Consider the following 22,778-nt stretch of genomic DNA (forward strand, 5'->3'; position numbering starts at 1 on the left):
GCTATGAAGGCCAGTATCGTCACATCTGCGGCTCTGCACTGTGCACTGCTTGCCTGGGCGCTGATCTCGATCGGCTCCCCGGAGCAGTTCAAGGTCGAGGATTTCGAGGCGATGCCCGTCGACCTCGTGCCCGTCGAAGAAATGACGCAGATGCAGCAGGGCGACAAGACGGCCAAGCCGAGTGAAAAGCCGGCGCCGAAGCCGACGGCCAAGCCGACCAATGTCGAAAACGCCGAGAACATGGGCGAGAACAAGGTCGACCTCAAGGCGCCGCCGGTCCCGAACGCCAAGCCCAGCAATAACGAGAGCGCTGCTGCCCCTAAGGCCGTCGAAAAGCCTCTTCCTCAGAATGATCCCGTCCCCAACGAGGTGAAGGAGATAATGAAGGAGGAGACGGACGTCGAGCCGAAGCAGGTCGCGTCCATTACGCCGCCGAAGCCGGAAATCACCCCGCCGACGCCGCCAAAGCCAGAGGAAACGCCACAGGAACAGCCGGAGCCACCGAAGCCGGACGCCGAGGCGCTGCCGGACAAGGTTCCGACTCCGGTCGTGAAGCCGCAAGCCAAGCCGCCGGAACAGAAGCCGGCCGAAAAGCCCCCGGAGAAAAAGACCGAGGATCAGGCGAAGGCGGACGAAAAGCCGACGGACAAGAAGAAGGCCGACAAGAAGCAGGAGAAAGCGAAGTCCGCCTCCTCTAAGCAGAGCGACTTCAACGCCGACGATATCGCGGCGCTGCTGAACAAGCAGGACCCGTCGAATGGCGGAGCCAAAAGTTCGACCGAGGTTGCTTCGCTCGGTGCCAAGAAGGCCACCGGTGGCTCCAAGCTCTCGATGAGCGAGATGGATGCGCTGCGTAGCGCGATCGCCGGCAACTGGTCGGTTATCCCGGGGATGGAAGGTGCTAGCGACGTTCGCATCAAGGTCCACATGAAGCTGGACCCTGACGGTAACATCATCGGCTCACCCGAGGTCGAAGCGGTTGGCGGCACCAACGAGGCGACGCGCATGGCGTTGGCAAGCGGTGCCAAGCGTGCCGTGATGAAGTCGTCGCCCTTCACCAATCTCCCGAAAGACAAATATGACGCCTGGGGCGAAGTTATCGTCAACTTCGATCCCAGCGATCTAGCACTTTAAAATGCTGAAAGGCTTGTCCTCCATGACCAAGTGTTCCCTCATTCGCGCCTTGATGGTCGCCGTCGGCATGATAACCACTGCGGTTGTCGCCACGCCGGCCAACGCGCTTGTCGAAATCAACATCAACAAGGGCAATGTCGAGCCACTGCCGATCGCGATCACCGATTTCCTGCAAGGCGACATGGGCGCCCAGGTGTCGCAAGTGGTTGCCGCCGACCTTCAGCGCTCCGGCCTCTTTGCGCCGATCAACAAGAACGCCTTCATCGAGAAGATCTCCAACCCGGATGCCGCTCCGCGCTTCGAAGATTGGAAGGTCATCAATGCGCAGGCCCTCGTTACCGGTCGCGTGACGCAGGAAAGCGACGGGCGCCTGCGCGCCGAGTTCCGCCTTTGGGATACATTTGCCGGCACGCAGATGACGGGCCAGCAGTTCTACACCCAGCCTGAGAACTGGCGTCGCGTTGCCCATATTATCGCCGATGCGATCTACAAGCAGATCACCGGCGAAGAGGGCTACTTCGATACGCGCGTCGTCTTCGTATCCGAGTCCGGCACGAAGCAGGAGCGCAAGCGCCAGCTCGCCATCATGGACCAGGACGGCTACAACGTGCGCATGCTGACGAACGGCAGCGATCTCGTGCTGACGCCGCGCTTCTCGCCGAACCGCCAGGAAGTCACCTACATGTCCTTCGCCAACCAGCAGCCGCGGGTTTACCTGCTGCAACTGGAAACTGGACAGCGCGAAGTGGTCGGCAACTTTCCGGGCATGACCTTCTCGCCGCGCTTCTCGCCTGACGGACAGAAAGTCGTCATGAGCCTTCAGCAGGAAGGCAACGCAAACATCTACACGATGGACCTGCGTTCGCGCACCACGACGCGCCTGACGTCCACTGCTGCGATCGATACCTCGCCGTCCTATTCGCCTGATGGCAACCGCATCGTCTTCGAAAGCGACCGTGGCGGCCACCAGCAGATCTACGTGATGAATGCCGATGGCTCCGGCCAAACCCGTATCTCCTTCGGAGACGGCAACTACTCGACGCCGGTCTGGTCTCCGCGCGGCGATCTGATCGCCTTCACCAAGCAGTCGGGCGGCAAGTTCTCGATCGGCGTCATGAAGCCGGATGGTTCGGGTGAACGCATCCTGACGACGGGCTTCCACAACGAGGGCCCGACCTGGGCGCCGAACGGCCGCGTTATCATGTTCTTCCGCCAGGCAGCTGGTGCCGGCGGTCCGCAGCTCTACTCGATCGATCTGACGGGCTACAACGAGCAGCTCATCAAGACGCCGAACTTCGCTTCGGACCCGGCCTGGTCGCCGCTTCTCGAGTAGGAAAGCCTGTGGATGTGCCTTTTTGTCGCCGCAAAAATCCCTGATTGGGGCGACTGAGGGACAAATCAACCATCTGTTAACCATAATTCTTGAATGCCGATTAACCCAACGAGGTTACAGTCCGGCAACCTTAATCAAGTCGCAAGGAGACCGGCCATGAGCCGAATTCACACCCCGGCAATGAGCCGCATGCAGAATTTCGCCCGTAACCCCGTCATGATCGCGCTTGTCGCCGGTCTTGCCTTGGCCGGTTGCGCCAACAAGAAGAACATGGCGAACAGCGCTGGTGACCTGGGCCTCGGTGCCGGCGCCGCAACGCCCGGTTCTGCACAGGACTTCACCGTCAACGTCGGCGATCGTATCTTCTTCGACACCGACTCCACCTCGATCCGCGCGGACGCTTCCCAGACCCTCGACCGCCAGGCTCAGTGGCTTGCCCGCTATCCGAAGTACGCGATCACCATCGAAGGCCACGCCGACGAACGCGGCACGCGCGAATACAACCTTGCTCTCGGCGCTCGCCGTGCAGCGGCCACCAAGGATTACCTTGCTTCGCGCGGCGTTCCGGCACAGCGCATGAAGACGATCTCCTACGGCAAGGAACGCCCGGTTGCCGTCTGCGACGATATTTCCTGCTGGTCGCAGAACCGCCGGGCCGTTACAGTTCTCGGTGGCGCCGGCATGTAATTGCTGGGAAATATTACAATTTCGAAAGGCGGCTCCAACGCGGGCCGCCTTTTCTTTTTGAACACACTTTGGCCAGTTTCCGTTGCTTTTTGAAAGCAATTGGAAAAATCTCCTGTTCGTGCCAATGGGTGCGAAGAATCACAGGGACAGGACAAACCATATGAAGAAATTTGTCGTTGCGGGCATGCTGTGCCTCGCGGCCGTGGCCGGGGCGGGCCAATCGGCGAATGCGACGTCGCTTTTCGGGTGGCAGATCGGCGGCAAGGCTGCCAATCGGCAACCGCAGGCACCGGTTGTAAACGTGCAGGCGGGCGGCCCTGAGGTTCGCATCCAGCAGCTGGAAGAACAGCTGCGCCAGCTGAACGGCCGCATCGAAGAGATGAGCTTCCAGCTCCTGCAGATGCAGGAAACGATCCGCAAGGCGCAGGAAGACAACGAATTCCGCTTCCAGGAGCTGGAAAAGGGCGGCGGCAGTAGTGCCGGCAGCAGCTCCAAGACGATGAAAAAGAGCGAAGCCGATGTGCCTCCTCCGGCGCAGGGCCGGAGCGGTGGTGACGATGTCGCCCGCGTAATCCAAGCACCGCAGGGAGCCGAAACGGCTCCCTCGACCGACGTTCCGGCAAATGATGGTCTCGGCCAGCCGCCGAAGCAGCTCGGTTCGATGCAGTTCGACCAGAGCGGCAATCCGGTCGGAGGCTCGGTCAACGAGAATGCCACGGTCGGATCCGGCCCGGTTCCTGGCGTCGATTCCGGCCGTTCGTCGCAGACGGCCTCGCTCGGCAGCGAAGCCGACCAGTACAAGGCCGCCTACGGCCACGTGCTTTCCGGGGACTATTCGACGGCCGAGCAGGAGTTCACCCAGTACATCGCTCAATACCCGAGCAGCGCACGCGCGGCGGATGCCAATTTCTGGCTTGGCGAAGCGCTCTACTCGCAGGGCAAGTACAATGAGGCCGCCAAGACGTTCCTCGATGCTCACAAGAAGTATGGCAGCTCCGAAAAGGCGCCGGAAATGCTTCTCAAGCTGGGCATGTCGCTTGCGGCGCTCGACAATACGGAAACCGCATGCGCCACGCTGCGGGAAGTCTCGAAGCGTTACCCCAAGGCTTCGCGTGCCGTGATAACCAAGGTTGCCAGCGAGCAAAAGCGTCTCGCCTGCTAGGGCCTTCCGGTTTTGCGCCCGGATGGCCCCCTTCTACCTGAGACGGCAGCGCGCCGTTTCCTTGACTCGCTGATCGGGCCCTCGCGCATCCTTGTTGCGACTTCGGGCGGAAGCGATTCAACAGGCCTGCTTTTGGCTCTTGTCGAAGCGAGCAAGGCTGTACCCAACTCGAAAATCTCTCTTTGCGCTGTTACAGTGGATCATGCACTGCGGACAGAATCGGCCGAAGAGGCGCGCCAGGTTGCTGCCCTCTGCGGGTCGCTCGATATCCCGCACGTCGTTAAAGTCTGGCAGGGCGAAAAGCCCAAGGCCGGCCTCATGGCGGCTGCGCGCGACGCCCGCTACGCGCTGCTTGCCGAAGCCGCCGAGAACTTCAACGCCGACATCGTTGTAACCGCGCATACGGCAGACGATCAGCGCGAGACGCTCGCCATGCGGTGGGAGCGCTCAGAACAGCCAAGCACCGGCATCGCCGATCTCGTGCTCTTTGATCGCCGTATTTGGGTTGCCCGACCGCTGCTTAGCTGTCGGCGAGAGGCGATCCGCGAATATCTTCGCACAAGACATGTCGGCTGGATCGACGACCCAAGCAATGATGACCCGAACTATGAACGTGTGCGGATGCGATCCCGCCTCGCCGAAGAGGCGGATGCCGTCCCGGATGCGGGCGAGGCCGGTGACTTGCGCACGAGCGTCGCCGCTTCGGCGGCTAGATGGCTGGATCAGCATTTCGTTCTGCATTCTCCCTTGGTCGGCCAGGTACTCCCGGCCGGACTCACCGCGGAGAGGGGCATTCTTGATTATGCCATTGCGCGCCTTGCTGCGGTTTTCGGCGGGCAGGCGTTCCCGCTCGGACGCAAGCAGACGGACGATGTTCTAGCGCTTATCAAAAGCGATCAGCCAAATCGGATGACCGCGGGCAGGGTAGTGTTTGACCTTCGGCGCGACGGGCTTTTTCTCGTTCGTGAAAACCGTGGGATCCTGCCGTTGACGCTTGCGCCGGGCGCGCGCGGCGTCTGGGACAGGCGGTTCCTCGTTGAAAATGCAGCCCCGACGGAGATCGGCGTCGTTGCCGGCGGAGCTGAGATGCAGAGCGACCGGCTACCGAGGGGCGTGCTCAGGCAGGCCCGGTCAGCGGCGCCATGCGTCGTCGACGCTGCTGGGTCCGAAGTTCCCTCTCGTGTTGCCGAGAAAGTCAGGATCAGTCCCTATTTCTCGCCGTTCGACCGTTTTTTGACACGATTTGACTTCATCTTTGCCGACAGGCTTGCGGCTGCCTTTGGAACGCGCCCCTATCCAAAACCGCCTTTAGGTCTTATTGACGGAAAATCTATCTAACAGTCCAGTTTTCCTTGGCATTCACCCAAGGCAATCCTATGTTAGAGACCAAATAAGACGGTCGCCATGAGGTGGCTGTTCCAGTGCTGGGGAGTTCGATGAACCCTAACTTACGTAATTTCGCCTTGTGGGCAATCATTGCGCTTCTGCTGATTGCCCTGTTCAGCATGTTCCAGACGTCGCCGGCGCAGACCAGCTCCCGCGAGATCCCTTACTCGCAGTTCCTGCGGGAAGTGGATGCGGGCCGCGTCAAGGAAGTCGTCGTCACGGGCAACCGCGTCACCGGCACCTATGTTGAAAACGGCACCACCTTCCAGACCTATACGCCTGTTGTTGACGGCAGCCTGCTCGATCGCCTCCAGCAGAAGAACGTCCTCGTTTCGGCGCGCCCGGAAACCGATGGCTCTTCGGGCTTCCTGAGCTATATCGGTACGCTGTTGCCGATGCTGTTGATACTGGGCGTCTGGCTCTTCTTCATGCGGCAGATGCAGGGAGGCTCACGCGGTGCGATGGGCTTCGGCAAATCCAAGGCCAAGCTTCTGACCGAAGCTCATGGCCGGGTGACCTTCGATGACGTCGCAGGCGTCGACGAGGCCAAGCAAGACCTTGAGGAAATTGTCGAATTCCTGCGTGATCCGCAGAAATTCCAGCGCCTCGGCGGCAAAATTCCGCGTGGCGTTCTGTTGGTTGGCCCTCCGGGCACCGGCAAGACGCTGCTCGCCCGCTCTGTTGCAGGCGAGGCCAATGTGCCGTTCTTCACGATCTCGGGCTCCGACTTCGTCGAAATGTTCGTCGGCGTCGGCGCAAGCCGTGTCCGCGACATGTTCGAACAGGCCAAGAAGAATGCGCCCTGCATCATCTTCATCGACGAAATCGACGCTGTCGGTCGCCATCGCGGCGCCGGTCTCGGCGGCGGTAACGATGAACGTGAGCAGACGCTGAACCAGTTGCTGGTCGAGATGGATGGCTTCGAAGCAAACGAGGGCATCATCCTGATCGCGGCGACGAACCGCCCTGATGTTCTCGATCCCGCACTTCTGCGTCCGGGCCGCTTCGACCGCCAAGTGGTCGTGCCGAACCCCGACATCGTCGGTCGCGAGCGTATCCTGAAGGTTCATGCCCGCAACGTTCCGCTGGCACCGAACGTCGATCTCAAGGTTCTGGCTCGCGGTACGCCCGGCTTCTCCGGCGCGGATCTGATGAACCTCGTTAACGAAGCTGCCTTGATGGCTGCGCGCCGCAACAAGCGCGTCGTGACCATGCAGGAATTCGAGGACGCCAAGGACAAGATCATGATGGGCGCCGAGCGCCGCTCTTCGGCGATGACCGAGGCTGAAAAGAAGCTCACGGCCTATCACGAAGCCGGTCATGCGATCACCGCACTCAATGTGGCGGTCGCCGATCCGCTGCACAAGGCAACCATCATCCCCCGGGGCCGTGCGCTTGGCATGGTCATGCAGCTCCCCGAGGGTGACCGCTACTCGATGAGCTACAAGTGGATGGTCTCGCGCCTCTGCATCATGATGGGCGGCCGCGTTGCTGAGGAGCTGACTTTCGGCAAGGAGAACATCACATCGGGTGCATCCTCAGACATCGAGCAAGCCACCAAGCTTGCTCGTGCGATGGTCACCCAATGGGGCTTCTCCGACGAGCTCGGCCAGGTGGCCTACGGCGAGAACCAGCAGGAGGTCTTCCTCGGCCACTCTGTTTCGCAGTCGAAGAACGTCTCCGAGGCCACCGCCCAGAAGATCGACAACGAAGTTCGCCGCCTGATCGACGAGGCCTATACCCAGGCCCGCGATATCCTCACCGACAAGCATGACGAGTTCGTCGCGCTGGCCGAAGGATTGCTCGAATACGAGACGTTGACGGGCGAGGAAATCAAGGCGCTGATTCGCGGCGAAAAGCCTTCGCGCGATCTCGGCGACGACGCGCCGCCCAGCCGCGGCTCGGCCGTTCCGAAGACCGGTAGCCGACCGGTGGCTAAGGGTGACGAGCCTGAAGCCGGCCTAGAGCCGCAGCCGCATTGATTTATCTTGAGAATGTCTGAAAGGCCGGGGTCTAGTCTGGACTCCGGCCTTTCGCGTCGGTAACGCGATGTAATGGGTTTTCTCGCGAATTTACGTGATGGTGACAGCGATTTATGTCATGCCGGTGACATAGGGAGGCTTCACTCGAAGCTCTTGTAACGACATTCGCCCGTGGCGACGTGATTTTTGCAAGTAATAATGCGCAGCCTGAAGGCGCGCTAAGGCACAGGGGTGCATATGAAAAGACGCTATTTCGGTACAGACGGTATTCGCGGTCAATCCAATGTGTTCCCAATGACACCCGACCTTGCGATGCGGGTCGGGATTGCAGTCGGAACGATCTTTCGCCGAGGCAACCACCGTCATCGCGTTGTCATAGGCAAGGACACCCGCCTTTCTGGTTATATGCTCGAAAACGCGATGGTCGCAGGCTTCACTGCTGCGGGCGTCGATGCCTTTGTTCTCGGTCCTATCCCGACGCCAGCCGTGGCGATGCTGACGCGGTCCTTGCGCGCCGACATCGGCGTCATGATCTCGGCGTCCCACAATCCCTACCAGGACAACGGCATCAAGCTATTCGGGCCAGATGGCTATAAGCTGTCGGACGATCTGGAATCGCAGATCGAGGATCTGCTTGAAAAGGATCTCTCGACGCAGCTTGCCAAAGCCGACGACATCGGCCGCGCCAAGCGTGTTGACGGCGTGCACGACCGCTATATCGAGCATGCCAAGCGCACGCTGCCGCGTGACGTCACGCTACAAGGCTTAAGGATCGCGATCGACTGCGCAAACGGAGCCGCCTACAAGGTGGCGCCCGCTGTTCTCTGGGAACTCGGCGCCGACGTCGTGACCATCGGCAACGAGCCGAACGGCACGAACATCAATCTCAATTGCGGCTCGACCAGCCCGGTTGCTCTGCAGAAGAAGGTCGATGAAGTCCGTGCCGATATCGGCATTGCGCTCGACGGCGACGCCGATCGCGTGATCATCATCGATGAGAACGGCGCTGTTGTCGACGGCGACCAGCTGATGGCTGTCATTGCCGAGAGCTTTGCCGAAAGCCAGCAGCTTCGCGGCGGCGGTATCGTTGCGACGGTGATGTCGAATCTCGGGCTGGAGCGCTTCCTCGAGGATAAGGGCCTCGGCCTCGTACGCACGATGGTCGGTGACCGCTATGTCGTCGAGCACATGCGCCAGCACAACTACAACGTCGGTGGCGAGCAGTCCGGTCACATCGTGCTGTCGGACTACGGTACGACGGGCGACGGTCTAGTGGCCGCATTGCAGATCCTTGCTGCGGTCAAGCGGACCGGCAAGACGGTGAGCGAAGTTTGCCGCCGCTTCGAGCCAGTGCCGCAGCTCCTTCGCAATGTGCGCATTTCCGGCGGCAAGCCGCTTGAAGACGCCCGTGTGCGGAAGGCAATCGCCGATGCAGAAGCCGAGCTCGGTCATAGCGGCCGCCTTGTTATCCGCCCGTCCGGCACCGAACCGCTGATCCGGGTCATGGCTGAAGGCGATGACCGCGGCCAGATCGAACGCATCGTCAATGATCTGGTTGGTATAATCGGTGGTGCGCGCGACGCCGCGTGACGTCCGTATTTGTGAACATGGCGGGCATTGTTTCGGCGTCCGGCCATGTGCGCAAGATCATGCTAAAGATTTTCTGAATTTAATCTGACATTAACTCTAATTTGTAAGACTCCGGGATGAATAAAAGCCGGGCGTGGTCGAATGACGCACGCCCGGGCATCGATTGTTTCTGGAGCATACTATGAAGAGATTTTTGATTGCCCTGGCTGCGGCGTTGACGGCAGGTGGCCCGGTTCTCGCTGCCGATCTTTATGTCGATCCGGCTCCTCCGCCCCCTCCCGCCTTCGGCGGATGGTACCTGCGCGGGGACTTGGGCATGACTAACCAGCGTCTTGGCAGTATGCAGCACGAATTGTTTGACGACGTGGAACTCCACGAATTTCCGGATGAGGGCTCATTTGACAGTGGCCTGCTCGGTGGGTTGGGCGTCGGTTATCAATTTAACCAGTGGCTCCGCGGCGATGCGATCGTTCAGTATCGCGGCAAGACCGATTTTTCCGCGCTCGATCGTTACGGTCATACCGATGCGACGGGACCCGTCTGGGATGGTACGAATGACTACGATGCTGCCAAATCGGAATGGCTGTTGATGGCGAATGCCTATGTCGACATCGGCACATGGGAAGGTATTACGCCTTATGTCGGCGCCGGCATCGGTGCCTCACGCAACACGATCTCTCGGTTCAGGGATGTCAACGTCCCGACCCAAGGCGTTGCTTATGGTGACAGTGAATCCACTTGGAACTTTGCTTGGGCGCTCCATGCCGGTATCGGCTATCAAGTGACAGATCGCCTCACCGTCGATTTTGGCTATAGCTACGTCGATCTTGGCGACGCAAAAACCGGCCCGCTCCGTTCCTACGACAACACGGTGAACACCGGCCCGATGCACTTCGACAACATTACCTCGCACGATTTCAAACTCGGCCTGCGCTATTCGCTGCAATAGCCGACACCCCATTGTTGCGAGCGCTTCGACTTCAAGGCCGCCGTCAGGGCCGCCTTTTTCGTTTCTCCCCGTCCCCGATCGAAGTTAACAAACATAGTTAACCGCGCGTTAGCATCTGGTTGGAATAATGCCCGGATGGTCAGTCATGCGGGCATTTCTCTGCCCGGTCGGGAATTGCAATGAAATCGTCCACCATCATCCGCGCCACGGCGGCAAGCTTCGCTCTGTTCGGCGGTCCGGCGATGGCGGAGGAACCCCCGATTACGCAGGCACCCGAGGTCACCATTGCCGGCGATGCATCGGCAAGGGGCTGGTATCTTCGCGGTGATCTTGGCTATGCGCCGTGGACAGGAAACGAAGCGCCGGCCTACCGCTTTACTGACGCAGGGGGCGCCACTGCTGGCGGCGAATTCGATCCGGCACGTTTTTCCAGGCCGATCTCAGGCGGTGCCGGTATCGGCTATCAATTCACCGACATCTGGCGCGCCGACTTCACGGGCGACTTTTTCAAAAGCAAGTTCACCGGCACAGCCCGCACCGATTTGCCTTGTGCTGCATCCGCAGCCGTCGGAACCGGCTGCGCCTTCGGTGCGCGCGGCGATCTTCGGGCCTATGGCGTGATGGCGAACGGCTATGCCGACCTCGCGACGATTGCCGGTTTCACCCCTTATGTCGGTGCCGGGATCGGGGCGACCAATGTAAAATGGGGGAACGTGCATGCGCAACCCGCGTGCACGGATGGTGCTTCGACCTGCTCGGGAGCGGCGTTCTCCCAGCAAGAACTCAATGGCGAAAGCAGCTGGCGCTTCACTTATGCGCTGATGGCCGGCCTCAGCTATGAGGTCACGGATACCATCAAGATCGATGTCGGCTACCGCTTCTCCGACATTGCCGGCGGCAGCATGTTTACGGGTCCTTCGGGATCAAGCGGTCGCGACGACGGACTGACGCGATACGAAATCCGTGTCGGCTTGCGGATCGCTGGCTGGTAAGTCCGCGGCGCAATGACGCGCATACGCTAAAAATCTCTCTCCTAGCGACAGCGGCTGCTTGACTTCGATCCCACCGCCCTATAACGACGGCGGCGGGACACTCCTCCCCAACGAGGAGCTATCTATCTGGAAGGATAGCACATGGCGAAGACCGCAAAGCCGGACGTACGTCCGAACAATACTCATTTTTCCTCTGGCCCTTGCTCGAAGCGCCCCGGTTGGTCGCTCGAAGCCCTCTCCGATGCGGCTCTTGGCCGTTCGCACCGCGCGAAGATCGGAAAGACGAAGCTCAAGCAGGCCATTGATCTCACCCGTGACGTTCTGGAAGTGCCGGCGGATTACCGCATCGGTATCGTTCCTGCTTCCGACACTGGCGCCGTCGAAATGGCCCTCTGGTCGTTGCTCGGTGAGCGCGGCGTCGACATGGTCGCCTGGGAAAGCTTCGGCGCTGGTTGGGTTACCGACGTCGTCAAGCAGCTGAAGCTGAAAGACGTCCGCAAGATCGAAGCTGGCTACGGCGAGCTGCCGGATCTTTCCACCATCGATTTCGACCGCGACGTGGTCTTCACCTGGAACGGCACCACCTCCGGGGTTCGCGTTCCGAACGCCGATTTCATTCCGGCTGATCGCAAGGGTCTGACGATCTGCGACGCCACCTCGGCCGCTTTCGCACAGAATCTCGACTTCGCCAAGCTCGATGTTGTCACCTTCTCCTGGCAGAAGGTTCTGGGCGGCGAGGGCGCACATGGCGTCATCATCCTGTCTCCGCGCGCTGTCGAGCGTCTGCTCACCTACGCGCCGGCCTGGCCACTGCCGAAGATCTTCCGCATGACTTCGGGTGGCAAGCTGATCGAAGGCATCTTCAGCGGCGAGACCATCAACACGCCGTCTATGCTCTGCGTCGAGGACTATATCGATGCACTGCTCTGGTCGAAGGAAGTCGGCGGCCTCAAGGCCCTGATGGCCCGCGCCGATGCCAACGCCAAGGTAATCGCGGACTTCGTTGCTGCCAACGACTGGATCGCCAACCTGGCGGTGAAGCCGGAGACGGCATCCAACACGTCCGTCTGCCTGAAGATCGTCGACAAGGACGTTCTGGCGCTCGACGCCGATGGTCAGGCGAACTTCGCCAAGGGCGTCGTCAGCCTGCTCGACAAGGAAGGTGTCGCCTATGACATCGGCCACTATCGCGATGCACCGTCGGGCCTGCGCATCTGGGCAGGTGCCACGATCGAGACTGCCGACATGCAGAAGCTGATGCCGTGGCTCTCCTGGGCGTTCGCGACCCAGAAGGCGACGCTTTCCCAGGCTGCTGCCTGAGCTGATAGCATCCGGCTCCGCCGAACGGGCGGAGCCTCGTATCCCTGATTTCATCCATCGCTGAACTTTTTGAAGGAAGCCCCGCAATGGCACCTCGCGTTCTCGTATCCGACGAACTGTCGGAAACCGCTGTCCAGATCTTCCGTGATCGTGGCGTCGAAGTCGATTTCCAGCCGCAGCTCGGCAAGGACAAGGACAAGCTCGCCGAAATCATCGGCAACTACGATGGTCTCGCCATCCGCTCCGCCACCAAGGCGACGGAAAAGCTGATCGCCGCTGCGACCAATCTCAAGGTCATCGGTCGCGCCGGCATCGGCGTCGATAACGTCGATATCCCGGCCGCCTCCAAGCGAGGCATCATCGTCATGAACACGCCGTTCGGCAACTCGATCACCACGGCCGAGCATGCCATTGCGCTGATGTTCGCCGTTGCCCGCCAACTGCCCCAGGCCGATGCCTCGACGCAGGCCGGCAAGTGGGAAAAGTCGAAGTTCATGGGTGTCGAAATCACCGGCAAGATGCTCGGCGTCATCGGCGCCGGAAACATCGGCGGCATCGTCTGCAAGAAGGCTATCGGCCTCGGCATGCATGTTCTGGCCTACGATCCCTTCCTGTCGGCCGAGCGCGCGCAGGAAATGGGCGTCACCAAGGTTGAGCTCGACGAGCTGCTGGCCAAGGCCGACTTCATCACGCTGCACGTTCCGATGACCGACAAGACCCGCGGTATCCTCGGCAAGGAAAACCTCGCCAAGACGAAGCCCGGCGTTCGCATCATCAACTGCGCCCGTGGTGGCCTGGTTGACGAAGCAGCGCTCGCAGAAGCCATCAAGTCCGGCCACGTCGCCGGCGCCGGCTTCGACGTCTTCGAGGTCGAGCCCGCCAAGGAGAGCCCGCTGTTCGGCCTGCCGAACGTCGTCTGCACGCCGCACCTGGGTGCGTCGACCACGGAAGCACAGGAAAACGTCGCCCTTCAGGTCGCCGAGCAGATGGCGGATTACCTCGTCAAGGGTGCGGTCTCCAACGCCATCAACATGCCGTCGATCACTGCTGAAGAAGCACCGATCCTGAAGCCGTTTATCCGGCTTGCCGACGTTCTCGGTGCTTTTGTCGGCCAGGTGTCGGAAGATCCGATCAAGGAAATCGAGATCCTGTACGATGGCGCGACGGCCACGATGAACACCAAGGCGCTGACCTCGGCTTTGCTCGCCGGCCTCATTCGCAACCAGGTCGCCGACGTCAACATGGTTTCGGCGCCGATCATGATCAAGGAAAAGGGCATCGTGCTCTCCGAGGTCAAGCGTGACAAAACCGGCGTCTACGACGGCTACATCAAGCTTACCGTCAAGACCGACACGATGACGCGTTCGATCGCCGGCACGGTCTTCTCTGACGGCAAGCCGCGCTTCATCCAGATCAAGGGCATCAACCTTGATGCCGATGTCGGTTCGCACATGGTCTACATCGCCAACACCGACGTACCCGGCATGATCGGCTTCATCGGTACGACGCTAGGCGCCGCTGGCGTCAACATTGCGAACTTCCAGCTCGGCCGCGACAAGCAGGGGGGCGATGCTATCGCGCTGCTTTACGTCGATGGTCCGATTGGCGATGAGGTTCTGGCCAAGCTGACAGCACACTCGGCGATCCGCCAGGCAAAGCCGCTGGTGTTCTCAGTCGATTGAGTTTTGCTCCCCAGGCAATGAGAAAACCCGGCGTGGGAACCTGCGCCGGGTTTTCTCGTTTTGTCTTTCGGTCGACCACGTTGATCACTGTCAGGGGCGACCATCGGTCTCTTTCTACGGTTGTTGAACAACCAATTTGGGAGCTTTCATGACAAAGTCAGTCGTCGCTATCGCCCTTGCGCTCGCCTCACTCATCAGCCTGTCAGCTTGCGCAAACACGGCGAACGGTCTTGCCAAGGACGGCAGGGAAGCGGGCAATGCGCTGGATGTCAGCACGCATCGCATCCTCAAGGCCGGCGCGAACTAAGTCGAGCGGCCGGCCTTTATGTTTGCAGGTTAAGCCCGCCTGAGCAAGCGGGCTCGCGGCTACTGCGGGTTCGCTGGAGCCGGAGCGGCTGGCGCCGGGGCGGCCGGAGTCTCGGTAGCCGGGGCAGCAGGAGCTGGAGCGGCAGGAGTCTCAGCTGCTGGCGGTGTCGCGGGTGCAGTCGATGCAGGTGGCGGTGACGCCGGCTCGGAAGTGGTCGGAGCCGGTGCGTTCGGTGCCGTCGCGGTCGAACCGGTTTGTGTTCTCGGCCAATAAGTGGCTGCTAATGCTACGATAACGACAATGGCTGCCAAAACAATCCACAGCGTCCTGCTCTTGGACGCCGAGGTATTCGGGTTTGGTCTGTTGAAGTCATTCGTCATGTTACTCCTCCTCTTAACGTTAACGCCCCAGCGAGCGAAATGTTCCCACTGCGTGCAAATTGCGCAGCGAGACTAACGCAGAGGTTTTGTACCTGACCCAGTGCCTTTGAAAATCGTAGGCGTATGAAGGGCGGGCGAAGCGCAAATTTTACCGTAACGTACTTCTAATTTGCGTTCTTTCGTGGCTCGCTTCGGACCGCTGCCCAGGCCGTTGCCCAGGACTAGGCAGCCTTGGCGCGCGGTTCTTTTCGGAGTTGGAGGCTGGTGAGAACGGGTATCGTGGCAGTCTCCGTTGCAACGTTTGCGACTGGCATACGTGGGTGGGTGCGCACTGCGGGCCGCCATATCCGGGGCGCGCTTATCGCTTTCTCGGCCTTCAGTGGAACTGCAGTCGGCTGCGCCTATGTCTATGGGCAGGTTCCGCAGCAGACCGACAGGCAAGATTTCCCTCAGCGCGAACTTGTTATCGGCACCAAGCAGGCACCGCCATTTGCGATGAAGGATGCCGATGGCAATTGGAGCGGCATTTCCATTGAGCTCTGGCGCGAGGTCGCGCAGAAGCTAGGGCTGCAGTTTCGCCTCGCCGAAGAGCCCGATGTTCAAAAACTCATCGAAGCCACATCGCGGGGCGACTACGATGTTTCCGTCGCAGCGATCACCATCACGGCCGACCGCGAACGCCGCGTGGATTTCAGTCAGCCCTTCTACGATACCGGCCTGGGGATCGCTGTGTCGGTCAACAGCGTGTCGGTGTGGCGCGAAATCACCCGGACAATGATCTCAGCGGGATTCCTGCAGGCGGCGGGAGCGCTGATCGGTATCTCCCTGCTGGTCGGCGCACTGGTGTGGCTGTTCGAGCGGCGCCACAACGACGACTTCGGCGGACCGGTCGGACGCGGTTTGGGAGCGAGCATCTGGTGGTCCGCGGAGGCCATGACCCAGGCAAGCACCGGGCATCGCGGGCCGATCACCGTTGCGGGGAGGGCGCTTGCGATCATCTGGATGGTGGTATCGATCATCACGATCGCCGTGTTCACCGCCAGCGTCACTTCCGCACTGACGACGAGGCAGATGCGCGGGCTGGTCAATGGCGTGGAGGATCTGCCGGGCGTGCGCGTTGGCACGCTTGCCAATTCGGCGACCATCGGCTTCCTGGACGGCGAGCGCATCAAGCACCGCACATTTGCCCAGGTTGCCGACGGGCTGAAGGCGCTCGAAACAGGATCGATCGATGCCTTCGTCTACGACAAGCCGCTTTTAGCGTGGACTGTGGAGCAGCATTTCTCCAGCAGCGTGCAAGTCCTGGATGTCGATTTCGAGCCCCAAAGCTACGGGCTCGCCATGCCGCTCGGCAGACCGTATCGAAAGGCAATCGACGTCGCCGTCCTTCAGGCGATTCACGATCCGCGTTGGAAACGAACGATCTTTCAGTACCTCGGAGAAAAACGATGAGCGAAAGAGCGGTGCCTGCTTAACCCCTTACCTGGCCGGCTTCAGCAGTCTCAGCGCATTGATGGTGACCAGCACCGTTGCGCCGGTATCGGCCAGGATCGCCGGCCAGAGGCCAGTGATGCCTGCGATGGTGGTCACGAGAAATGCCGCCTTCAGGCCGAGCGCGATGGTGATGTTTTGGACGATGTTGCGCATGGTGCGCTTGGAGAGCGCGATCATCGCAGCAACGTCGCTGACGCGACCATGCAGGATCGCGGCATCGGCAGTTTCGAGCGCCACATCGGTGCCGCCGCCCATGGCGATACCGACATCGGCGGTCGCAAGGGCAGGGGCGTCGTTGATGCCGTCGCCAACCTTGGCAACGATCAGGCCGCCGCGCTTCAGCTCAGTCACGATGCGTTGCTTGTCCTCCGGCATCAGGTCGGCGCGTACCTCGATGCCGAGCTGTGTGCCAATCGCTTTTGCGGTACGGTGATTGTCACCCGTTAGCATGACAGTCTTGATGCCTGCCTCGGTCAATCTCTCAAGGCCGGGCTCGGCGTCATCGCGCGGTTCGTCACGCATGGCGATGGCTCCTGCCAGCGTGTCGCCGACGATTAGTACCGAAACTGTTTTTCCATCGTCGTTGAGCGCCGTGATGCGCGCGACCTGATCCGATGAAAGAGGGATTTGTTCGCTGGCGGCTTTGGGAGACCCGAAGAATACGGGTTGGCCCTCGACGGTCCCGGTGATGCCTTTTCCTCCCAGAGCCTTGGCGTTGCTTGCTGCGGGGAGGGTGATCTCGGCGGCGGTTGCTCGCGCCAGGATTGCAAGCGCCAGCGGATGGCTGGATCCTGTCTCAAGGGCAGCGGCATATTTCAGGACTTCGCCTTCGTCCTTTCCAAACGCGATCACATCGGTCACCTGCGGCTTGCCTTCCGTCAGCGTGCCTGTTTTGTCGAATGCTACGGCAGTGACTTTGCCGAGGGTCTCGAGAACCCCGCCGCCTTTCAGCAGCAGACCGCGGCGCGCTCCAGAAGAAAGCGAGGCGGCAATCGCGGCCGGGGTCGAGATCACGAGGGCACAGGGGCAGCCGATCAGCAATATGGCGAGGCCCTTGTAGATCCATTCGTTCCAGGCGCTGCCGGCAAGAAGCGGCGGCAGGATCGCGACAAGGGCGGCAACCACGACGACGCCGGGCGTATAGTAACGAGAGAAACGGTCGATGAAGCGCTCCGTCGGCGCCTTTGATTCCTGCGCCGCTTCGACCAGCCGGACGACACGCGCAATCGTGTTGTCCGCCGCCGCTGCCGTCACCTTGACCCGAAGAGCCGCGTCGCCGTTGACGGTACCTGCAAAAACGGTGTCGCCCACGCCTTTTTGCACGGGCGTACTTTCGCCGGTGACCGGCGCTTCGTCGATTGCACTTTCGCCGGACAGGATGGTGCCATCCGCCGCGATGCGGTCGCCCGGACGAACCAGAATCGTCGAACCGACGGCGAGGCTCTCGGCGGGAACTTCCCGGGTCTTGCCATCCTCTTCGAGGAAGGCGCGTTTCGGGACCAGGGTCGCCAGCGACTGGATGCTCGCGCGTGCCTTGCCGGCGGCGATGCCTTCCAGCAGTTCGCCAACCAGAAACAGGAAGACCACGGCGGCGGCTTCCTCGCTGGCCTGGATGATAACCGCGCCAACCGCCGCGATCGTCATCAGCATCTCGATCGAAAAGGGCGTGCCAGCGAAGGCAGCGACGATTGCGCGTCGGGCGATTGGAACAAGGCCGACGAGCACTGCCATGATGAACGCGTAGGGCGCAATTGCCGGCACGAGGTGGCCGATGACGTAAGCTATAACGAGGGCTGCGCCGGCAAAGATTGTCAGCCGGCCCTTCTTGCTGTGCCACCAAGGTCCGGCCATAGGGGCCTCGTGACCGTGGAGCCCTTCCAGCGCGTCAGGCACTCTTTCCGCTACATGCTCATGACCTGCGTGATTATGCCCGGCGTGGTCGTGATTACTGTGGTCATGGTCATGGTGGGAATGGTCTGCCGGCTGTGTATCCACTGGCATCCTTCCGGTCACCTGCGAGACGGAATAGCCAAGGCTCGTCACTTTCTTTTCGATGGCGACAAGATCGCTGCTGCCGTCGTGGCGTACAGTCATCGTCCCCGCGGTCACGGAGATAGAAACGTCTTCGACACCTGGGATGCGTCGGACGGCGGTGTCAATCTTGGCTGCGCAGCTGGCGCAATCCATGCCGCCAACCCTGTAACGTTTCTCGACCGTTTCACCCATGATCCGCTTCCTTGTCAGACAGAAGCATCCTCCCTACATCCTCTAGCGACTAGAGGTGCAAGAGGAAAATCATGAAAACGATCACGATCGGCGAAGCCTCCCGGAAAAGCGGCGTCAAAGTGCCGACGATCCGCTACTACGAGAGCATCGGCCTCCTGCCGGAGCCGAACCGGAGCGAAGGCAACCAACGTTCCTACGAGCCGGCGGATCTGCGCAGGCTCGCCTTCATCCGTCATGCCCGCGAGCTTGGCTTCGAAGTGGAGGCGATCCGCACCCTCCTGACCCTGCAGGACGACCCGCACCAGTCATGCGCCTCTGCAGACGCGATCGCCAAGGCCCGCCTAATCGAAGTCGAGCAGAGGATCCGAAGCCTGATGGCGCTGAAAGCGGAGCTGGAGCTGATGGTGGAAGGCTGCGGTCACGGCCGTGTCGATCAGTGCCGTGTCATCGAGGTGCTGGCGGATCACGGCCAGTGCAGCCATGCCCATCACTGATGGGGAAGGGAGGCAGAAATACCGCAATGCACAATCCAAAGGCGTTACGCCTAAAGTTTGTGCGAATTATGATTCTGTTTTTGTTTAGCTTTTCGACCTATAACCCGTCGATCCGCTGCCATTACTTCTTGTGATCTAGTATGACCGGTTTCCAGAAAGCATTTGCTCCGATCGATGCGCCGAACGATGATTTTCAGTCGCTGTTTGCAACCCATCCGTCGCCGATGTGGGTCTACGAACCCGGCAGCCTTCGCTTCCTGATCGTCAACAATGCTGCCATCGATCTCTACGGCTATTCGCGCCAGGACTACGCGCGCATGACGGTCCTCGACATCAGGCCGGAGCAAGAGCGCAAGCGAATGCGCGATGCCGTGCAGGCCCGTACGGATATGGAGCGTGCGGAGCGCTGGACGCATTTGAAGGCCAATGGCGAAACCCTGGAAGTGCTCACCTACGGACGGGCGGTTCGCTTCGACGGACGGGATGCGATCCTCGCGATCGTGCAGGACCGGACCGAGGTCAACGCAGCCCAAAGGCAGGTGAGCGATACACGCTCAATGCTGGACAGTATCGTCGACAACCTGCCCGTAGGCGTCTTCGTGAAGGACATGGAAGAAGACGGACGCTACATCCTTTTCAACGAAGCGTGTGGGGTCATCGTCGGCCACGATCCAGAAGGTATCATCGGTCAGAGCGACTCCATCATTTTCGAGGAGAAGCAAACGGCGATCTTTCGCGAGCAGGATTCCCGAGCTCTCGGGGCAGGTACAACCATCAGCTTCGAAGAGACGATGCAGCGCGCCGATGGGACGCCGCGGATTCTGCGGACGATCAAGCGGGCTCTGCCCGCACCGGACGGCGGCGTGCCGCGCTATGTCCTGGGCATTTCCCAGGACGTGACCGAGGAGCGATCGGTCGAGGCTCGTCTCGCTTACATGGCAATGCACGATGCGCTGACGGGCCTGCCGAACCGCGCCTCTTTCGCCGATCATATCCAGCGGGAGGCACCGGTCGCCACGACGGAAAACCCGCTGGCGCTGCTTTACCTCGATGTCGACCACTTCAAGCATATCAATGACAGCAAAGGGCATGCCGCGGGCGATGCGCTGCTATGCCAGGTCGCAGGGCGCCTGATGCAGCTTGTCGCCGATGGCGACCTCGTCGCGCGTCTCGGCGGCGACGAGTTTGCGCTGCTGCTCCGACTGGAGCGACGTGAGAACATTGAACGCTTTGCCGAACGGCTGCTCCGATCGTTATCGGCCCCATTTGATCTTGATGGCGTCGACGAGCATGTCACCTGCAGCATCGGCATTGCGCTTGCGCCGGAGCACGCCGAGGACGACGATGTCCTGATGCGAAACGCGGACCTTGCGCTCTACGCAGCGAAGGAAAGTGGTCGCTCGACCTATCGCTTTTATCTTCCTGAAATGCGCCTCGAAGCCGAGCGCAGGCACATGATCACGGCCGAGCTTCACGAGGCGCTGCTAAAGGGCCAGTTTGAACTGCACTACCAGCCAATCGTGCAACTTGACGACGATGGTCTGGCGGGCTTCGAGGCCTTGATCCGCTGGCGCCATCCCGTACGAGGGCTGGTCCCGCCGATGGAATTCATACCCCTCGCCGAGGAGACGGGCCTTATCATTCAGGTCGGCGAGTGGGTGCTGCGCGAAGCCTGTCGGGCGGCGGCGGCCTGGCCCGATCACCTCAAGATCGCCGTCAATCTCTCCGTGTGCCAGTTTCGCCACAACAGCCTGCTTGCGACCGTTGTTGCGGTACTGGATGAGACCGGTCTCCGTCCTGAACGCCTTGAGATCGAGATCACCGAGTCAGTCTTCCTCGCCGACGTTGAGCAGAGCCTGCCGCTCTTGCGGGCGTTGAAGGAACTCGGCATCCGCATCGCCATTGACGATTTCGGCACCGGTTATTCCTCCTTCAGTTATCTGCGCGCCTTTGCCTTCGATAAGATCAAGCTCGACCGCAGCTTTGTCTCCGGCATCGAAACGGATCCGGGTAACTTGGCGATCGTGCGGGCGGTCGTCGGCATCGGCTCCGGTTTCAACGCGACAACGCTTGCGGAAGGGATCGAGACCGAAGAGCAGTTACGGAAATTGCGCGCCGAAGGCTTCAGCGAAGTACAAGGCTTCCTGCTTGGCACGCCTATGCAACAGGCCGAGGCGGAGGCCCTGATTTACGGCGGAGCCTCTCCCTTGCTTGCCGCGACCGGCTCCTGAAATCATTACCTCGAAGGTGTCAGCTTTGCTGCGTGGATCGCTGACGGGGCAAGCTCCTGATTTATAAAGCAGTTCTAAGCCGCCTTTTCAACGGCAGCAGCGAAAGGCCGGCGAGCGAGGCAAAGGCTGCGCCGGCGAGAAAGGTTATCTGGTGTCCGCCCCAATCCCAGAGGGCGCCGGCGAGCACGCTCGCGGCGAGAAGAGCGACACCCGCAATCAGGTTGAAGATGCCGAAGGCGGTTCCGCGCAGTTCGGCGGGTGCGGCATCCGCAACAAGGGTCGCCAGCAGGCCCTGTGTAAAGCCCATGTGGAACCCCCACAGCAGTACTCCAATCCCGAGGCCTGCCAGCCCGGGAAGAAACGCAAGGCTGAGGTCGGCGAGAATGAGAAGCGCCAGCCCGACCATCAGCAGGGTTATCCTGTCGACACGATCCGCCATGACGCCTACCGGATAAGCCGAGATTCCATAGGCAATGTTCATGACGATCAGGACGATCGGAACGAACATGACGGGAAGTCCCATCTGTTGAGCATCAAGGATGAGGAAGGCCTCGCTGAACCGTGCAAGGGTGAAGACAGCAGAGACGGCAACGACCAGCCAGTAGATCACGGGCAGTCGAACGAGTTCCGAGGCTCGGAGCGGCACCCGAGCGCGCCCTTGGTCGGCATGCGGCGGTTCCTTGACGACAAAGAGGATGATCGCGACCGAGCAGAACGCCGGTATGACGGCGATCCAGAAGACCGTCGCATAGTGGTCGGCGGTCCACCACATCAGACCCAAGGCCAGTGCCGGCCCAAGGAAGGCGCCGACCGTGTCCAGCGACTGACGCAGACCGAAACTTGCGCCGCGGATTTCCTTCGGGCTGATGTCGGCTATCAAGGCGTCGCGCGGTGCGCCCCTGATGCCCTTTCCAACGCGGTCCACGAAACGCGCGGTTACGAGCCAGCCCAGCGACGGTGCCAGGGGAAACACTGGCTTTGTCAGCGCGGCCATTCCGTAGCCCAGGGCCACGAGCAGCTTTCGCTTGCCAAGCCAATCGCTGAGCGCTCCGGAAAACACTTTGGTGATGGCGGCGGTCGCCTCGGCAATGCCTTCGATCACGCCGACTGCAAATGCCGAAGTGCCGAGGATGGCAACCATGTAGACCGGAAGCAGCGCGTGGATCATCTCGGAGGAGATGTCCATGAACAGCGAAACGAAGCCGAGAGCCCAGACGCCTTTCGGGATCGCCCGCAGGGCTGCGGGTCGCGAGCCGGCAACGTCGACCATATCGAACTACCTTTCACAAACGAACCCGCCAGGGTCTTCTGCTTTTGAAATCTGACGGCGACCTGAAAAAGCGTCCGAAGCCTAGCGTGATATCGTCCTCCTCGTGCGCTCGGACACTTCAGTCTAGCCGCTGCGGGATCAATCGTTACATCTCAATTG

Annotated in this window: 17 protein-coding genes; 15 read left to right on the plus strand and 2 right to left on the minus strand. The window is 60.8% G+C overall.

Features of this window, described 5'->3' with window-relative positions; genetic code table 11:
- Positions 1-3 precede the first annotated feature (3 nt).
- The 13 genes from AF71_RS19080 (at position 4) to AF71_RS19140 (ending at position 16,356) form a co-directional block, all read left to right on the plus strand.
- Positions 4-1,134, plus strand: a complete 1,131-nt coding sequence (locus AF71_RS19080) for a cell envelope integrity protein TolA (RefSeq protein ID WP_018859209.1) — start codon at positions 4-6, stop codon at positions 1,132-1,134.
- Between the two features lie 22 nt (positions 1,135-1,156).
- Positions 1,157-2,467: a Tol-Pal system beta propeller repeat protein TolB gene (tolB, locus tag AF71_RS19085; RefSeq protein ID WP_018859210.1), complete on the plus strand. Its 1,311-nt coding sequence runs from the start codon at positions 1,157-1,159 to the stop codon at positions 2,465-2,467.
- Between the two features lie 156 nt (positions 2,468-2,623).
- Positions 2,624-3,154 carry a peptidoglycan-associated lipoprotein Pal gene (pal, locus tag AF71_RS19090; protein ID WP_007802639.1) on the plus strand — a complete coding sequence of 177 codons (531 nt, stop codon included), beginning with the start codon at positions 2,624-2,626 and terminating at the stop codon, positions 3,152-3,154.
- Positions 3,155-3,314: 160 nt separating this feature from the next.
- Entirely contained in the window at positions 3,315-4,316 is a 1,002-nt protein-coding gene (gene ybgF / locus AF71_RS19095; protein ID WP_026372052.1) for a tol-pal system protein YbgF, read from the plus strand.
- A 12-nt stretch (positions 4,317-4,328) separates the two neighbouring features.
- Entirely contained in the window at positions 4,329-5,654 is a 1,326-nt protein-coding gene (gene tilS / locus AF71_RS19100; RefSeq protein ID WP_169682614.1) for a tRNA lysidine(34) synthetase TilS, read from the plus strand.
- Positions 5,655-5,752: 98 nt separating this feature from the next.
- A complete protein-coding gene (gene ftsH / locus AF71_RS19105) occupies positions 5,753-7,684 on the plus strand; it encodes an ATP-dependent zinc metalloprotease FtsH (protein WP_025660918.1) in 1,932 nt (643 codons plus the stop codon).
- Positions 7,685-7,921: 237 nt separating this feature from the next.
- A complete protein-coding gene (gene glmM / locus AF71_RS19110; RefSeq protein WP_112661269.1) occupies positions 7,922-9,274 on the plus strand; it encodes a phosphoglucosamine mutase in 1,353 nt (450 codons plus the stop codon).
- A 181-nt stretch (positions 9,275-9,455) separates the two neighbouring features.
- Entirely contained in the window at positions 9,456-10,223 is a 768-nt protein-coding gene (locus AF71_RS19115; RefSeq protein ID WP_018859216.1) for an outer membrane protein, read from the plus strand.
- A gap of 179 nt (positions 10,224-10,402) precedes the next feature.
- Complete coding sequence (locus AF71_RS19120) at positions 10,403-11,215, plus strand: outer membrane protein (protein WP_112646141.1); 813 nt, start codon at positions 10,403-10,405, stop codon at positions 11,213-11,215.
- Positions 11,216-11,356: 141 nt separating this feature from the next.
- A complete protein-coding gene (locus AF71_RS19125; protein ID WP_018859218.1) occupies positions 11,357-12,535 on the plus strand; it encodes a phosphoserine transaminase in 1,179 nt (392 codons plus the stop codon).
- Positions 12,536-12,621: 86 nt separating this feature from the next.
- Positions 12,622-14,217, plus strand: coding sequence for a phosphoglycerate dehydrogenase (gene serA, locus AF71_RS19130; protein ID WP_169682616.1), 1,596 nt, complete (start codon positions 12,622-12,624; stop codon positions 14,215-14,217).
- A gap of 148 nt (positions 14,218-14,365) precedes the next feature.
- Positions 14,366-14,524: a hypothetical protein gene (locus AF71_RS19135; RefSeq protein ID WP_025660921.1), complete on the plus strand. Its 159-nt coding sequence runs from the start codon at positions 14,366-14,368 to the stop codon at positions 14,522-14,524.
- A 644-nt stretch (positions 14,525-15,168) separates the two neighbouring features.
- A complete protein-coding gene (locus AF71_RS19140) occupies positions 15,169-16,356 on the plus strand; it encodes a transporter substrate-binding domain-containing protein (RefSeq protein WP_348644144.1) in 1,188 nt (395 codons plus the stop codon).
- Between the two features lie 27 nt (positions 16,357-16,383).
- Here the strand turns inward: AF71_RS19140 and AF71_RS19145 are convergent, their stop codons facing one another.
- Complete coding sequence (locus AF71_RS19145) at positions 16,384-18,624, minus strand: heavy metal translocating P-type ATPase (protein WP_169682619.1); 2,241 nt, start codon at positions 18,622-18,624, stop codon at positions 16,384-16,386.
- Between the two features lie 71 nt (positions 18,625-18,695).
- Between AF71_RS19145 and AF71_RS19150 the strand changes: the two genes are divergently transcribed.
- Positions 18,696-19,118 carry a helix-turn-helix domain-containing protein gene (locus tag AF71_RS19150; protein ID WP_018859225.1) on the plus strand — a complete coding sequence of 141 codons (423 nt, stop codon included), beginning with the start codon at positions 18,696-18,698 and terminating at the stop codon, positions 19,116-19,118.
- Positions 19,119-19,258: 140 nt separating this feature from the next.
- Entirely contained in the window at positions 19,259-21,349 is a 2,091-nt protein-coding gene (locus AF71_RS19155) for a bifunctional diguanylate cyclase/phosphodiesterase (RefSeq protein WP_169682621.1), read from the plus strand.
- 61 nt (positions 21,350-21,410) lie between these two features.
- On the opposite strand, the gene AF71_RS19160 is transcribed toward AF71_RS19155, so the two are convergent.
- On the minus strand, positions 21,411-22,619 hold the full coding sequence (locus tag AF71_RS19160; RefSeq protein ID WP_169682623.1) for an MFS transporter: 1,209 nt from the start codon (positions 22,617-22,619) through the stop codon (positions 21,411-21,413).
- Positions 22,620-22,778 lie beyond the last annotated feature (159 nt).

The organism is Rhizobium sp. 57MFTsu3.2, assembly GCF_012932765.1.
Lineage (GTDB): Bacteria > Pseudomonadota > Alphaproteobacteria > Rhizobiales > Rhizobiaceae > Rhizobium > Rhizobium altiplani.

What these genes read in the sequence shown, in the direction of transcription:
- AF71_RS19080 (WP_018859209.1), top strand. Translation starts at nt 4, where the DNA reads ATGAAGGCCAGTATCGTCACATCTGCGGCTCTGCACTGTGCACTGCTT.
- tolB (WP_018859210.1), top strand. Translation starts at nt 1,157, where the DNA reads ATGACCAAGTGTTCCCTCATTCGCGCCTTGATGGTCGCCGTCGGCATG.
- pal (WP_007802639.1), top strand. Translation starts at nt 2,624, where the DNA reads ATGAGCCGAATTCACACCCCGGCAATGAGCCGCATGCAGAATTTCGCC.
- ybgF (WP_026372052.1), top strand. Translation starts at nt 3,315, where the DNA reads ATGAAGAAATTTGTCGTTGCGGGCATGCTGTGCCTCGCGGCCGTGGCC.
- ftsH (WP_025660918.1), top strand. Translation starts at nt 5,753, where the DNA reads ATGAACCCTAACTTACGTAATTTCGCCTTGTGGGCAATCATTGCGCTT.
- glmM (WP_112661269.1), top strand. Translation starts at nt 7,922, where the DNA reads ATGAAAAGACGCTATTTCGGTACAGACGGTATTCGCGGTCAATCCAAT.
- AF71_RS19115 (WP_018859216.1), top strand. Translation starts at nt 9,456, where the DNA reads ATGAAGAGATTTTTGATTGCCCTGGCTGCGGCGTTGACGGCAGGTGGC.
- AF71_RS19120 (WP_112646141.1), top strand. Translation starts at nt 10,403, where the DNA reads ATGAAATCGTCCACCATCATCCGCGCCACGGCGGCAAGCTTCGCTCTG.
- AF71_RS19125 (WP_018859218.1), top strand. Translation starts at nt 11,357, where the DNA reads ATGGCGAAGACCGCAAAGCCGGACGTACGTCCGAACAATACTCATTTT.
- serA (WP_169682616.1), top strand. Translation starts at nt 12,622, where the DNA reads ATGGCACCTCGCGTTCTCGTATCCGACGAACTGTCGGAAACCGCTGTC.
- AF71_RS19135 (WP_025660921.1), top strand. Translation starts at nt 14,366, where the DNA reads ATGACAAAGTCAGTCGTCGCTATCGCCCTTGCGCTCGCCTCACTCATC.
- AF71_RS19145 (WP_169682619.1), bottom strand. Translation starts at nt 18,624, where the DNA reads ATGGGTGAAACGGTCGAGAAACGTTACAGGGTTGGCGGCATGGATTGC.
- AF71_RS19150 (WP_018859225.1), top strand. Translation starts at nt 18,696, where the DNA reads ATGAAAACGATCACGATCGGCGAAGCCTCCCGGAAAAGCGGCGTCAAA.
- AF71_RS19155 (WP_169682621.1), top strand. Translation starts at nt 19,259, where the DNA reads ATGACCGGTTTCCAGAAAGCATTTGCTCCGATCGATGCGCCGAACGAT.
- AF71_RS19160 (WP_169682623.1), bottom strand. Translation starts at nt 22,619, where the DNA reads ATGGTCGACGTTGCCGGCTCGCGACCCGCAGCCCTGCGGGCGATCCCG.